Below are 13169 nucleotides of genomic sequence, written 5' to 3'. Positions count from 1 at the left end.
GTACGATATTATTTAATCAACAAAACGAGAGAGAGGGCTTTAAAATGTTATGGGAAATCACTGAATGGTATATCGAAACGACTAAAACTTTAGCAAACATGTTTTATGCTATACCGCTTTTAATGTTTCAGATTGCTTTGACCTTAGCTTTTATTTTCGGTGTAATTCTTCCGATTAGTAAAATCAAAGGATTGAAGAATCTTGATTCAAGCGCTGCTGCACCATTCATGGCAGTCTTAGGTTTACCTGCTTTAGGATTGATATTTTTAACATTCGGAATGACGGGGGTAGCGTTTTTAACTGTCATATCTAAAATATTCAATCTGAATATCTTATAATAGCAATACTCTCTCTCTTAAAGAAGCCCGCCTTGTGCGGGTTTTTTGTTTATAGACTTCCAGATCCTACATTGTTATATATGGTTCATAACCCACAAAAAAAGTGATGTGTATGAATCCTTTCCCGCAGCAAAACAAAAGCTATCAATTCTATTACGATGAATCTAATAACGTTCGTAAACTATATCTTTCCAAACAAATTGATGGTTATAACATTGACCATGATCCAGACAAGCACAACAGCGTAAACTTCGTGTTAGCCGGTGTTGCTCATACTGGTTCCTCATCGAGTGCCGACTTTGATGATTTACGCCAGCGCATACAGCTACAGGCCAACGCTAAAGAGTTCAAGCTGAAACACTTAGCTAAAGGCGACTTCCTGACTATGCTCACCTCTAAGAAGCTCACAGCGTTCTTTGAGTGGCTTCTCTATGGTGATCTATACCTACACTACTTCCACCTGAATATGGAGTATTGGGGATACGTGGACATCATTGATGATTGTATCCTGTTCGGACGTGAGAAGGGCTTCATCCCGGAAATGAGTGATGAACAGCTCTATGGCTACATGTTGGCAAACAAGGACGCTCTACACACCTACGTTAAAGCTAACAAGGTTCAGTTCATCCAGTTCCTCAAGTCCTATGACTTCCCATACATCGAGGGGCGGGAGAAGGATTTCATACAAGGGCTATCAAGCCAGATCTCCACTCATTGCGTAAACCTCTATACAGCTACCAATAAAGATGATTTCCAGCTCCGGTTAGCTCATGGCCTCCTGCAGCTCCTGATGGCCTGCTCTGACCAAAACATAGATGATATGACACTCACTATGGATATTAGGGATGAACCGCCTACAGACGACGATAACCGCCTTGTTGATGGCTTCGCTATGTTCTATCAGCACCGGGCGCAAATGTTCGAGGCTTCCAGTCATATCTTTGACATAGAGAAGGTAGTGGAAGCAGATCTACAAAAGGCAGCAGAAGCCAACCCTAATCTAACGCTTAATTACTCTTTCGCTGATTCAAAGCTAAATCCTCTGGTTCAAGTGAGTGATGTTGTGGCTGGCTTTATGCAGCATTATTTTGATTACCTGAATAGCAACAGCTATGAAAAGATTAAACATGACAGAAACAGTCTTAACGAAAGGCAAAGATTAAATATGGAGTTTTTAAGGCTCCTGATAAACAAATCTCATGATAATAACCCAACATTATTACATTGTGTTATGTCAGCGTTAGAACATGAGAAGCATAAAGCATTCACTTACCCGGATGAACCATAAAAACTATGTAGGGGCTTAATGCCCCTTTTATTTTGTGTTTACCTATACCGTTTATCTTGTTTTATTAATTAATATCTCAATTTAATTTGATTTTCATTGAATATATGTTGTAATTTAAAGACCATATAACAAAAGGAGAATCACTATGGGTAAACAGTATAAAGTAGTTAGTATTAACGATGTTTTAGAAAACGCAGCATTACAAACAAAAGAATATAACAGCAAGCAAGAATATTATGATGATGATAAAACCTATTTTCAAATGTTCCATGATAACGCTGAAAGTATAATAAAATCCACTCCATCCACATCTAAATACACTTCTGATGAAACTACAGGTGATTTAGTTCTTGATCTTGGCAATAAAAAGATTGATATATCTAACTATACAGAGGAAGATTACAAGGCTTTATCAGATGATTTATCACATGAACTTGCCGCAAAAGAAATCTTGGACACAATCAAAAATGACCCTGATTTTTCTGATTTAAATAGAAGATTAGAAAGTGGAGAGATTTCACTTGATACAGATAGAGTATATGCTTCTATAAGCTACATTGGTAATAACGATGGTAATGAAATTCTTCCTGTTGGTGATCTTATTTTTTCAATTGAACCAAAGGAAGATTGCCAAGCTTCATTAAATTCTGATGGGTTTAATTATGTAGCAACATCTTCAACTACAAATGAGGGTGTTTATTATGAAAGCTTAAAAGACGGTTTAGAAAGCACACAGTCTTATCTACGAACTCTTGAATATGAAGCCGAAGCAACATTAGAAATAGATGAACCAGAACAAAAATCAAGATCATCATACAGAGCATAAAAAGGGGGTAAGCCCCTTTTAAATATAAAATATACAAGGAGAAATATTATGGGAAAGAAATATGAATTAGTTAACAATGATACAGTTGTAGATTATGTAATAAAATATACTGATAAAGAAAATGAAAGACGTAGCAACTATTCTGATAATGAACATGCGCCGGATAAAGAAAGTAGTTATGGAGATATGTTTTTACGTTTTGGAAATGATAAATTTATAAATGAAGCAAAGGGTTTAGAAAAATATTCAAGTAATAACCTGATTAGTGATCGTGTTATTGATGTAGATTCAGATAAAATATTTCATGAGTTAGTTAAAAAAGATATAATCAACGAAATTAACAGCACTTATAATACTTATGAGAGAAATGATGTATGGTGTAAAAATGGAACACCACATGATAATCATCCATACATAAAAGAACAACTACAAAATGGCAAGCTGAAAATTGATCATGATAATGAGTATAATACGATTGTGAAGCTAAATGATGAGAATGGCGATATACCTTTAATGGTAGTTCCTTCTTACAATAATGATGGGGATTATTTAAATCATCATTTCGCAACTTTAGATACTACTCAATCTTTAGATAAGGATCTTGGACTTTCAGATTTATCACAAGACTTTAATGAAGAAATTACCTTAGCGGGTGAAAATCTTGGTTCAGGTAAAGTAAAAGGTTTGGAGTTTGCTTCCTACGGTCAACATATGAATTTGGGTGTATATTACATGGATAAAGTAATCGAAAGTATCGAAGAAAAACAATCTTACGAAAAGGATATTAAGAAAGGGTTAAAAATATAAAAGGGGCTTACGCCCCTTTTTACATTCTCATCCTCTGGCCTTGTGTGGCTCTTACCTCTGGAACATCAATCTCTTTATTGTTAACCTCTTCTCTCTTCATACCGCTGAATGGCATGATCTCATCAAGACCTTTGGCTTTATGGATACCTTTGAACAGTTCTTCTTGTTCAGCGTTCTGAGGCTCTACGACAAGCCCTAAACGGGTTGCTTTCTCATAAGCTACACTCAAGAACACATCACTACCTTCAAACGTTATAGACTTCCAGCCTTTAGCTATGGCGAGTTTAGACATTTTTTCTGATACTGTATTATAGTTTTTGCCTTTAGCTCTTATTTCCTGAGCACTTTCAAGAACAGATGTTTTATCTTTAAAGTGAATAATACGTGTTTTAGATCTGTTTATGATTTTATCAATCTCATCACCAAAGGTATCATAGATTTTATCCTCGCTTAAAAATACTGGTTTTGCATTGGAACTACCTTTTAAACCATCAGCAAAGTAATCTACAACATCACCTAATTTCTTATACCACGGCGTTTGATGTTCCTCTTCATAATCGATTTTTTTGTTGGTAGCTATTCTTTCTCTTGTTTGTGATAGTTTATTTTTAAGGTTTGAAGACTTTTTAAGAGTCATTGTCTCTTCAATACCAACATTGTTGTATATTTCTCTTGTCAATTGATCTTCATCAGTGAGCGTTTCTTTTTGGCTATTTTCTTTATCAATTTCATGATGTATGCTTTGCATAAAATTATTATAATCACGTTCTCTTTTAAGCTCTTCTTCTTTTATATTTTCACTTACCTCTTTATACCATTTTTCATTTTCATTTCTTTCATTAATAAGCCTGTTAGTTATAATATGATTCTCTGTTGTCATAAGCTCATCTGAAATTTTACTGTTAACAAACATGTAAGCATCCCTTTTAATATCACTCCATTCTTTAAGTTCATTATGTGTCATATCAGGAAGATCTTTATTGTTAAGTATGCTTTTTATAGATTTGTTCGCTTCTTCAAGTTTATTAGACGCATCATTTTTGTTTTCTATGATAGATTTTATAAATGCATCATCAAAATTTAATGTATCCTTGTTCTCTATTAGGTTGGAGAAATTTTCTACACTCGCTTCTAACTTATTTCTTTCTTCAATAAGTTTATCCGCATCTTTAGGGTTGCGATGTTGTTCAGTAAAACGATCTAAATCAGTATAATCTATTTCATTCTTGGTAGTTGTTTGCGGAGCCTGATTATTAGTTAAAATATTAAATAAATCATTTTCATCGTTTTCTTTTCGGACGTTTAACTCATCATTAACTCTTTGAGAAATAATATCGAACTTATTCATGTAGTGATCACGTTTTTGTGTTGCCTCTATAACATCACTTACATCAAAATCATAGTGGTTATGAATGACCCAATCGCAATTCCTTATCTCTTGTTCATTTAGTGCTTTTTGCTTTTCAAAATACTCTTCTAACTCTTCGGTAGTCATGCCTTTAAAATCCAAAGCGTATAAATCATCTATATCTTTATCAAACTGTTCCATAAGTTGTGTTTGCTTGTTTGCGAGATTATGCGTTTCAACGTCAGCCACCGGATCACTACTTAACACGCTGTTTATCTCTTTAAGTGAACCTTCCAGTTCTGATAACTCATCATTGAACGCACTGATAACAGCGTCATTGAAGCCATGCGTATCTTTGTTAGCGATAAGCTCATTAATCTTGGTGATACGTTCCTGTAGAACAAGGCGGTTCTCGATAAGCTCATCAGCCGGGTTAGCTTCTACTGGTAAAGCCGGTTCTTCATCCATCGAGGGGAAGAGTGCTTCCAGCTCTTCTACTGTTTTTTCCTTGAACACATCCTGAATATTTCCGTTCTCATCGAACAAGTTTTCTGTATTGTCTGTCATATTGTTTCCTCTCTTTAAGTAATTGTTTTGGTTGTCATAAACTTTCCCATTGCTAGTATAGTCTATACTAATATATACTAATCTATATCGGCGGAATGTCAATTTGACGGAAAGCCTAACCAACTGAAAAACCTAGAAAAAGGTGAGTGTTATGTTGACTATCAGTGTGTGGAATCGTAAGGGTGGTGTTGGGAAAACAAATTCAGCCATCCAGATAGCTGGATGGTTTGCGGCTCAGGGACGTAAAACAAGTCTTGTAGATCTTGACCCTCAAGGCGGTTCACTTATCTTTGCCGGATATGCCAAACAGAACGGTAAAGAGCTTCCTTTTCACGTTGGCCGTAAACCTGCAGCCGATTCTGAATACATCATTTTTGACCACAGCCCCGGTGTGAATAGCGGCGGGGCTTTGGGTAGCTTTGTGATCGTGCCGACTATCCTCGATGCTTCCAGCTTTTCAATTACGCTCAAAAGCATTGATGAGCTGAAGAACGAAATGAAGAAGCCTTATCTGTTGCTTCCTAACCGTGTTGAGATCCAGAACAAAGAGCAAGGCGAACTGTTAGAGCGTATCCAAGAGAAAGCACGCGCTCATGGCTATGAACAACCTTTCATCAGAAAACGTGTTGCCTACCCTCGTGCTTACGGTATGGGTATAACAGTATTCGAACCAAAATCAGGTTTGCCATCAGCTAACGATGCTCAGGCCGAGTTCGAACACCTGTTATCTGTTATGGGTAGCAAGATTAAGCAACTGGCCTCCGGTAGTGAAGCCTGACCCTGAAAAACATGCATTATAGTATAGACTGGTATAGACTAGACTATATTCATTCTGGTGAAATCTGAGGAAGTTTGTGATGACTGATAAGAAAGTAGAAAAGAAGAAAAAAGCAGCAAGTTGGTTAGATGATATGGAGTCGTTTGAAAAAACCTCTCTTGAAACCGCCTTTGCTAACCAGTATGCGGAAACCTACTGGAACTATGAGTATATCGATCTGGGTGATATTCCTCCGGGAACCACGCCATACGTGCGTTGCACCTTCAAGATTACCCGTGAAAAAGATAACTTCCGTATGGCAGCTATCCGTATTCCTCAAGCGCTGGAAGAGAAAATTAAATCTCTTTCTGATGAACCCTATTCCAATGTGATTTTGGCTCTTGCCGATTTGAAAGCCGATGAGTTAATAAAAGAAAATAAAAAAATCATCGTTTCAGAAAAATAATTGATAAAGGGATTACTTCGTCTGTTGTAATTAATTAAATATGGGTTAGGATATATTTATGGGCTGAAACCCAAAACCCATAAAACAGACAATATAATAAGAGGATATACATTATGATGAAAATACTTGGTGAAAAAACAAAAAAAGGGGTAATAAGTGATTTAAGGCATTCAGAGAGTTTCAAAGAGGCTTCTCACGATGGTGCTTTACTTTATGATCCAGTATCAAAGACATTTATTACTGCTGAAAACAGTAAAGAACTTATTGATAAATACATCGGTTATCGTAATACCGAAACAGGAGAGTATATTGATGGTTTGATTAAACCAGAAGACTTTCCAAGCGATGAGTTATTTATAAAACTACAGGACAGACCGGGATATAACACGAAAAGAAGAATAGGTGATGGTGAATCTGATGTAGAGTTTACTCACTTGTTAATTCAAATCCCTGAAGGAACTCCGGTAGAAAAATGGCCTGACTTCAAAAAAGAAGTTATTGAAGCTTTCGCACACCCTAATGAGTGGTATAAGAAAGGTAAAGGTGGTGGTCGTTATACGCCAACTGTTCATATTGGTGATTGTTTTGTAGCTGCTTCTGGCACTCATGTTAGCCAAGACGGTAAAAGTGCTCATTTCCATATGATTGTTGGTTCACGAACTTTAAATAACAAGAACTACTATGGAATAGACCATAATGATCAGCCAATCATCCTACCAAATAATCCAGACTGGAGAAGTATTACAAGACGCTCTTTACTTGGCTCAGAAGCTGAATGGCGAGAACTAAAAAGAAAACGTATTAACGATGCTCTTGAAACGCTTGGACTTCCTAAAACTCATTGGTTAAATAAAGATGAGAAGATGGATGAAAACAAGGTTAAGGCTAAAGATGCTTTACAGGATGCTATTAAAGATGCTGAACGTGAAGAGCTACATACTGAATTAGAAAACCTTAAAACATCGAAAGAGCTTTCTGTTAAAGAGTTTTCAGAAGAAGATATTAAGGATGCTGAACTTCATAAAAGTATCATTAATGGTCAAAAATTACTTGCTGATATTTCTAAACGTGCCGAAGAAAAACTTGCCGAGGCTTACAGGGAAATAGAGCTTGTTAACATTACACGTTCTTATGTTGAAAATGCTATTGCCTTAGCCACCACAAAACAGAAACTTACCTCTACTGAACAGCTTTTAGAAACTACAGAAGCAACATTAAAAGCTGAAGCAGAATCAAGAGAAGCTTTTGAGAAACAACTCAATGATACAAATGTTGTTCTTGAAAAATTAAAAGAAGAACATGAAAACCTCAAAACCAATTATACTGAAATTACTACTCAATATGATGAGTTAGATACTCTTTATTCCACTACAGTAGCAAAACATGAGGTTGAGATCACTAACCTCACGACTAAGCATACTACTGAAATAACAGCTAAAAATAGAGAGATTGAAGAGCTTAAGTCTACTCATGAAAGAGAGCTTCAGGAACAAGAATTGTTCTATGAAGGTGCGTTAGAAAATCAGCAAAAAACGTTTGACAATCTTTTAGCTGATAAAGAAGAAGAAATAAAACAGCTTAAAACTACTCATGGTAATGAGCTTAAAGAACTTAACGCTATTATTGTTAGCAAAGATACCAATATTGCAGATCTTGAAAGTAAAAATACAGAACTGGAAAATAATCTTGCTACACTGAAAGCAGAGAAAGATAAACAACGTAAAGAGTTCGATAAAATCATTGATGACCTCAAAAAAGGTCATTTGGAAGCTATCACAGCGCTAAAAGCTTCAAATAAATCATTAACCGATGAAATAACCAAACAGGTTGAGGATGTTCAAAAACTGAAAGGTGAGAAAGATGAACTTCAAACTCAAAATAATGATTTGAATAAAAGGCTTAAATCTGTTCAAAAAGAAATTGAAGAACTTAAATCCGACAAAGCTAAATTAGAAGTTGATAATAAAGACCTGAATGACGCTCTAAAGGTTTATGAAGATGATAATAAACAACGCTTAGAACAAGCTAAAGATAGCAAGAAAGATAATAATCCTGACCCTAAGAAACCTAAAAACAAATAATTAGAAGGGGCTGAAAAGCCCCTCTTTGCTTTAGCCGATTACATTTGAAGGAAAACATTATGATGAATAGAACAGAACAAGCGAGGATGGCTATACAATCCAGAAAAGAAGCAGAAGCACAGGAACCACAGCCAGAAGTTGAAATAACCGCTACAACCTCAAATGTTGAGGTTGATTATGGTTCATTGCTTGGATATGTCTGGAAGAACAGAACTGACTTATCAAGGAAAGAAAAAATTATTTTCAGACACTCATTACCATTTAATGATAATAAAACGCTTATTGTTGAAGAAGGTATAAACAGTTATTCACTATATGGCGATGAGAATTTTACTTGTCAGCAGGTAAATATGTTCATTGATTATTTTGGTTCAAAGCTTAAAAAGTGGGGTTGTTTCAAGCCGGAATCATATAATGATGAGTTTTTATATTTCTTTTTCAAGGAATGTATCTTAAGAAACTTACCTGTAGCAGTATCAATATTCAACGTTGATCAAAATAAACAGCTTGAAGTAATAAAGGATGTATTAAACGATATTCAAAATGAGTATGGAAATACAGCCCCAAACAATCTTTCTAAAATCTATATAGAAAACTACGTTTATAACTGGAAGCGAAATTTAAAGGCGATTGCTTAATTATTTCTCACTCTACTATTGATTTATAGTGAGAAAATGTTATAAATAGTAAAAGTGCCATTAGAGCACACAAAAAAGATTATAAAAGGATACATTATGAATATGAGAACAATCAAAAGTGAACTATCAACTGATATAGTTTACCATGAAGAAGAACAATATACCGAGAAGCAACTAATAGAGACTTCTTATTTTGCTGCTCGTGATTATATCATTCACGAAACAGGTATATATAAATTAGCAAAGAGCAATCCAGCCAAAGACAAAAAAGCTAATTACTACTGGATTAAAATTACAGACTATTATATTTATCCTGTTCAGATTCTATCCACAGTGGATTTAGAAGGCGATAACAATGATGCTAACAAAGATATTAATAGCATGTATGTTAATGTAGCTTTTAAAAACATCCGTAATGAAAAGAAAATTCTTTCTATTCCACTCGACCAATTTTCTGATCTCAAATCATCTAAGCTAAAAAAGGCCGGGTATCTTTTACCTTACAGCGATAATCAGCAGTTAAAAGAGATACAGAAAGCAGTGAGCACCGTCCTTGCTACTGCTCAGAGTCCTTATAAACGTTTGGATGGTAAAATCATTGATGATGAAAACCAGCTCATTGATTGTTTACCTGCTTACACAAAGCGAGGCTGGATTGTTGATAGCCTGATACACATAAGAGAAAGCCATCCACAATTCGTAGGTGTGTCCAAGACCAGAACTAAACGTGTTGGTAATGCTTCTATACAGATCACCGTATTCCAAGAACTGATTAAGTCCTCACGCCTTGCAAGCATATTTATCTCTGTTGCTTTTGCTTCCTATACAAAGGGGCTGATACGTAAAACAGCCAACTTCTCACCTATCTACAACATTTTCGGTGAGAAGGGTAAAGGGAAGTCTACATTAGAGGCCATGATAGCCAGTATTGAGGGAGCGCCTAACCGTGAGTATGGTCTTATCAGAGACAGTAAGACCACGTTCCCCGGACTCGAAGAACTCTTGGCATCTTACACCAATGGCTTTTTCGTCATTGATGAGATTGATGATATGTTCCGTGGTAGCGCCAGTGATGCGATCTCTAAGCTCATGACTATTGCTAACAATGGTGGGCGTTCCAAGTATGATAAAGATACAGAAGTTTCAGAAGGTAAAATGTGGAACAGTATCTTTTTCACTACCAGTAATAAATCCCTTTATGAACTAACAAGAGGGGATATGAAGCAAAGCGCCATTGACTCACGTATCTTTGAGTTTGACGTAGAAGATCCAGAGATAAACATCTTTGGTATTAACTTAGAAGAAGGGCGTGGTGATGTTGTTGAATGGTGGCTAAACCAGCTTGACCAGAATTTTGGTCATTTATACCCCCTTATTATTGATTATATCGTTAAGCATGTAGATGAGTTGAGAACTAATATTTATGCTTATGAGGGTGAGTTAATAAATGACCCTAACTATAAAATCATTCATGATGAAAGAAGAACCATTCAGACAATAGCACTTTCAAAAATTGGTGCTGATATTGTGGGAGCTATTCTTGGTGAAGAATATGGCATGATTTGCCATGAAGCTATTGATATACACAAATCAAGATTCTCAAATAAGGACATTCCTCAATTTGATGTAAATGAGAAACATTGGGATAATATGGACATTCTCAAACTCATGATCAACGCCAATAAAGCTTCTTTTGTTTGGGAAACTTACGCTTATTCTGATGATGATTCCTCTAACAGAGTAGCGGCTCAAAAATCAGAAGCGAAGCGTTATTCTGATATGGCTCAGTCAAAAGGTAATGTTTTAGGTATTATTCATTTGAATAGCCCTATGGAAACACCAAATGATTTTGATGGTTATGTTATTTTAAATACGATGGGTGATGAACACCTAAGACGTTCATTCAAACTCGAAATTACAGAGCTTGTAGCTTCTGCTAAGAAACTTGAACTCTATGATACTAAGCGAGTAAGGGGAGCAAAACAATTGCTTCTTGGTTCAACTTCTACCCGCGAAAAAACATTTATTCTTAAGAACAGACCTGTCGTGATTGAAACAGAAAGCGAAGAGGCCAAAAATGCGCTTCTTGACGAAGCTTTTATTAACAACTCTATTGATAGTAAAGCTGATCTTGAGGAAATCATTAAGTATGCGCACAGCAATGTTGATACAGTAGTAGATGGAGAACCATTAGAGTTAGACGATGATTTTGTGCCTTTTTGATTAATGATTAGGTTTAACTTTAGCCTCGTTTATGCGGGGCTTTTTTATGCATAAAAAAAGGCCGGGAAAATCCCGACCATACGATATAAAAAGATTTTTTCCTCAAATGGAGGAAATACATTATGAATAGATTCAAATATACATCTTAACCTTGTTAAAAGCAACTTTTTTAAAAGAAAATAGTATAGTCTATACTAATCTATACTTGAAAATGTTATTATTATGGTGTATATAAGAAGGAGAGAGAACATAGAAGGAGTTAAATATGAAAGATTTAAATTTGATTGAAGAATACAATTACGATCTCTTTTTGGTAAACACCTATGAAGAAGTTGTAGATTTAATAAAAAAGGGCGCAGATGTTAACTTTGTGAACTACAAGGGGTTTACTCCGCTTTCAGTGGCGCGTAATGTTGATGTAGCTAAGGCTCTTGTAGAACTTGGTGCTGATGTTAACTTTATGAATAATGAAGGTGAAACACCTATATTTCACAATAGTAATATTGATGTAATCAGGTATCTTGTTAGCTGTGGCGCTAAAATCAACCACAGAAACAACAAAGGCCAGACAGTGCTTTTTAAAACCAACAAGCTTTTGAATGTTGCCCGATTGATTAACATGGGCTGTAATCCATTCCTGAAAAGTGCTGATGGTCATTATCACTATGAAAACATGACAATGGCAGACAGAAAAAACTACAGTCAGTTTATAGAGGTATTTAAAAATAACGTAAGAAAAAAGAATGAAGAAAGAATGTTATTGAGCGCTTAAATTAATACTCCTTCTCTCTGACCCGCTTAATTGCGGGTTTTTTATTTCTATATTATTGACCAATAAGAATTAATTTTGTATATAAAATACATCACATTTTAATTATTAAGGAGAATATTATGGAAAACTTCCCAAAAGAACTATTTACTTCAAAAGATGTTGCCGGGTTTGAAAAATATATTATAGATAATGGCATTGGTAAGGATGATTGGCTTACAACAAATCATCACACCTTATTATTATACACGCTACTTTATAAAAAATATAAAGATTATGAAATGTCCAAAATGCTTGTTAAATATTTTGATATAAACAATCAGGACAGAGAAGGTAAAACAGTTCTATTTCACGCTGTTATAATGGGTAATGTTCCAGCAGTTAAGTTTTTTATTGTCAATGGTGGCGATGTTTTGATTAATGATCACAGTGGAAGAAAAGCCGCTGATTATGCTGCGATGTTAGACATTGAAAACAACCAGACAATTTCTCGTATGTTGTTATCAGAAGAAAATAAGGCTAAGAAAAAGGCTTAATCATGGATATAAAAGAAGCGTTAATTACAGCAATAAAACAGAATCGAGGTGATATTATCTATGATCACTTCATGTTTCAAACATTAGAAGTTAAACTTAATGCCCTTATTTACTTAATCAGGGTATTGAAAGAAGACGAACAAGGTAATCACTTTATCAATATAATGATTCAGTTAATAGCAAAACCTGAATATCTGAATACTGTTGTTGATACATTAACGCCTCTTCAGGAGGCTGTTATACATGATAAACTTTCTTTCTTTAACTTCCTGTTAATGAATGGCGCTTCACTTGAAAAGCGAAATAAGCAAGGTTTAAGCGGATATGATCTCATATTGAAGATTGGTAATGACCGTTTTTTAGATTTTATCATTCAGTATGAAAATGTTCTGACAGAAGTTTATAAGTCCAGAAGATACAAATAGAAAAAGCGCCGGAGAAGCGCTTTTCTATTACTGCCAATTCAACATTTAATCTAAAAGGATACTTTATGTATGACACCTGTTTTCATTATTTAATATAGGG

The 13169-nt window shown here is 35.2% G+C and carries 13 protein-coding genes; 12 read left to right on the top strand and 1 reads right to left on the bottom strand.

The window, feature by feature from the left end:
- Positions 1-44 precede the first annotated feature (44 nt).
- The 4 genes from H7R56_RS27135 to H7R56_RS27120 all read left to right on the top strand — a co-directional run bounded on the left by H7R56_RS27135 (position 45) and on the right by H7R56_RS27120 (position 3259).
- A complete protein-coding gene (locus H7R56_RS27135) occupies positions 45-338 on the top strand; it encodes a hypothetical protein (protein ID WP_025862245.1) in 294 nt (97 codons plus the stop codon).
- A 106-nt stretch (positions 339-444) separates the two neighbouring features.
- Entirely contained in the window at positions 445-1626 is a 1182-nt protein-coding gene (locus tag H7R56_RS27130) for a DUF3800 domain-containing protein (protein WP_048242334.1), read from the top strand.
- A 145-nt stretch (positions 1627-1771) separates the two neighbouring features.
- Entirely contained in the window at positions 1772-2452 is a 681-nt protein-coding gene (locus H7R56_RS27125) for a hypothetical protein (protein WP_048242333.1), read from the top strand.
- Positions 2453-2500: 48 nt separating this feature from the next.
- Positions 2501-3259: a hypothetical protein gene (locus H7R56_RS27120; protein ID WP_045351279.1), complete on the top strand. Its 759-nt coding sequence runs from the start codon at positions 2501-2503 to the stop codon at positions 3257-3259.
- Positions 3260-3278: 19 nt separating this feature from the next.
- Here the strand turns inward: H7R56_RS27120 and H7R56_RS27115 are convergent, their stop codons facing one another.
- On the bottom strand, positions 3279-5174 hold the full coding sequence (locus tag H7R56_RS27115; protein ID WP_175149795.1) for an LPD7 domain-containing protein: 1896 nt from the start codon (positions 5172-5174) through the stop codon (positions 3279-3281).
- A 151-nt stretch (positions 5175-5325) separates the two neighbouring features.
- Here H7R56_RS27115 and H7R56_RS27110 point away from each other — a divergent pair, with 151 nt between their 5' ends.
- From H7R56_RS27110 to H7R56_RS27075, 8 genes are all read left to right on the top strand, one after another.
- Positions 5326-5952: a ParA family protein gene (locus H7R56_RS27110; RefSeq protein ID WP_076050509.1), complete on the top strand. Its 627-nt coding sequence runs from the start codon at positions 5326-5328 to the stop codon at positions 5950-5952.
- Positions 5953-6031: 79 nt separating this feature from the next.
- Positions 6032-6397: a hypothetical protein gene (locus H7R56_RS27105; protein ID WP_001569496.1), complete on the top strand. Its 366-nt coding sequence runs from the start codon at positions 6032-6034 to the stop codon at positions 6395-6397.
- 113 nt (positions 6398-6510) lie between these two features.
- Entirely contained in the window at positions 6511-8478 is a 1968-nt protein-coding gene (locus tag H7R56_RS27100) for a coiled-coil domain-containing protein (RefSeq protein WP_227674762.1), read from the top strand.
- Between the two features lie 59 nt (positions 8479-8537).
- Positions 8538-9116: a hypothetical protein gene (locus H7R56_RS27095; protein ID WP_048242330.1), complete on the top strand. Its 579-nt coding sequence runs from the start codon at positions 8538-8540 to the stop codon at positions 9114-9116.
- 96 nt (positions 9117-9212) lie between these two features.
- On the top strand, positions 9213-11339 hold the full coding sequence (locus H7R56_RS27090; RefSeq protein WP_001569500.1) for a DUF927 domain-containing protein: 2127 nt from the start codon (positions 9213-9215) through the stop codon (positions 11337-11339).
- A gap of 265 nt (positions 11340-11604) precedes the next feature.
- Positions 11605-12111 carry an ankyrin repeat domain-containing protein gene (locus tag H7R56_RS27085; protein WP_001569501.1) on the top strand — a complete coding sequence of 169 codons (507 nt, stop codon included), beginning with the start codon at positions 11605-11607 and terminating at the stop codon, positions 12109-12111.
- Positions 12112-12230: 119 nt separating this feature from the next.
- On the top strand, positions 12231-12644 hold the full coding sequence (locus tag H7R56_RS27080) for an ankyrin repeat domain-containing protein (protein WP_045351289.1): 414 nt from the start codon (positions 12231-12233) through the stop codon (positions 12642-12644).
- Between the two features lie 2 nt (positions 12645-12646).
- Positions 12647-13069: a hypothetical protein gene (locus tag H7R56_RS27075; RefSeq protein WP_136374519.1), complete on the top strand. Its 423-nt coding sequence runs from the start codon at positions 12647-12649 to the stop codon at positions 13067-13069.
- Positions 13070-13169: the final 100 nt, after the last annotated feature.

The organism is Klebsiella sp. WP3-W18-ESBL-02 (assembly GCF_014168815.1).
GTDB lineage: Bacteria > Pseudomonadota > Gammaproteobacteria > Enterobacterales > Enterobacteriaceae > Kluyvera > Kluyvera ascorbata_B.
The sequence above is the reverse complement of the archived record's forward strand: the minus strand, read 5'-3'. Positions and strand labels throughout refer to the sequence as shown.

Excerpts from the sequence above, each read along its gene's own strand:
- H7R56_RS27090 (WP_001569500.1), top strand. The coding sequence starts at position 9,213 with ATGAATATGAGAACAATCAAAAGTGAACTATCAACTGATATAGTTTAC.
- H7R56_RS27105 (WP_001569496.1), top strand. The coding sequence starts at position 6,032 with ATGACTGATAAGAAAGTAGAAAAGAAGAAAAAAGCAGCAAGTTGGTTA.
- H7R56_RS27110 (WP_076050509.1), top strand. The coding sequence starts at position 5,326 with ATGTTGACTATCAGTGTGTGGAATCGTAAGGGTGGTGTTGGGAAAACA.
- H7R56_RS27085 (WP_001569501.1), top strand. The coding sequence starts at position 11,605 with ATGAAAGATTTAAATTTGATTGAAGAATACAATTACGATCTCTTTTTG.
- H7R56_RS27135 (WP_025862245.1), top strand. The coding sequence starts at position 45 with ATGTTATGGGAAATCACTGAATGGTATATCGAAACGACTAAAACTTTA.
- H7R56_RS27075 (WP_136374519.1), top strand. The coding sequence starts at position 12,647 with ATGGATATAAAAGAAGCGTTAATTACAGCAATAAAACAGAATCGAGGT.
- H7R56_RS27120 (WP_045351279.1), top strand. The coding sequence starts at position 2,501 with ATGGGAAAGAAATATGAATTAGTTAACAATGATACAGTTGTAGATTAT.
- H7R56_RS27080 (WP_045351289.1), top strand. The coding sequence starts at position 12,231 with ATGGAAAACTTCCCAAAAGAACTATTTACTTCAAAAGATGTTGCCGGG.
- H7R56_RS27125 (WP_048242333.1), top strand. The coding sequence starts at position 1,772 with ATGGGTAAACAGTATAAAGTAGTTAGTATTAACGATGTTTTAGAAAAC.
- H7R56_RS27115 (WP_175149795.1), bottom strand. The coding sequence starts at position 5,174 with ATGACAGACAATACAGAAAACTTGTTCGATGAGAACGGAAATATTCAG.
- H7R56_RS27130 (WP_048242334.1), top strand. The coding sequence starts at position 445 with ATGTGTATGAATCCTTTCCCGCAGCAAAACAAAAGCTATCAATTCTAT.
- H7R56_RS27100 (WP_227674762.1), top strand. The coding sequence starts at position 6,511 with ATGATGAAAATACTTGGTGAAAAAACAAAAAAAGGGGTAATAAGTGAT.
- H7R56_RS27095 (WP_048242330.1), top strand. The coding sequence starts at position 8,538 with ATGATGAATAGAACAGAACAAGCGAGGATGGCTATACAATCCAGAAAA.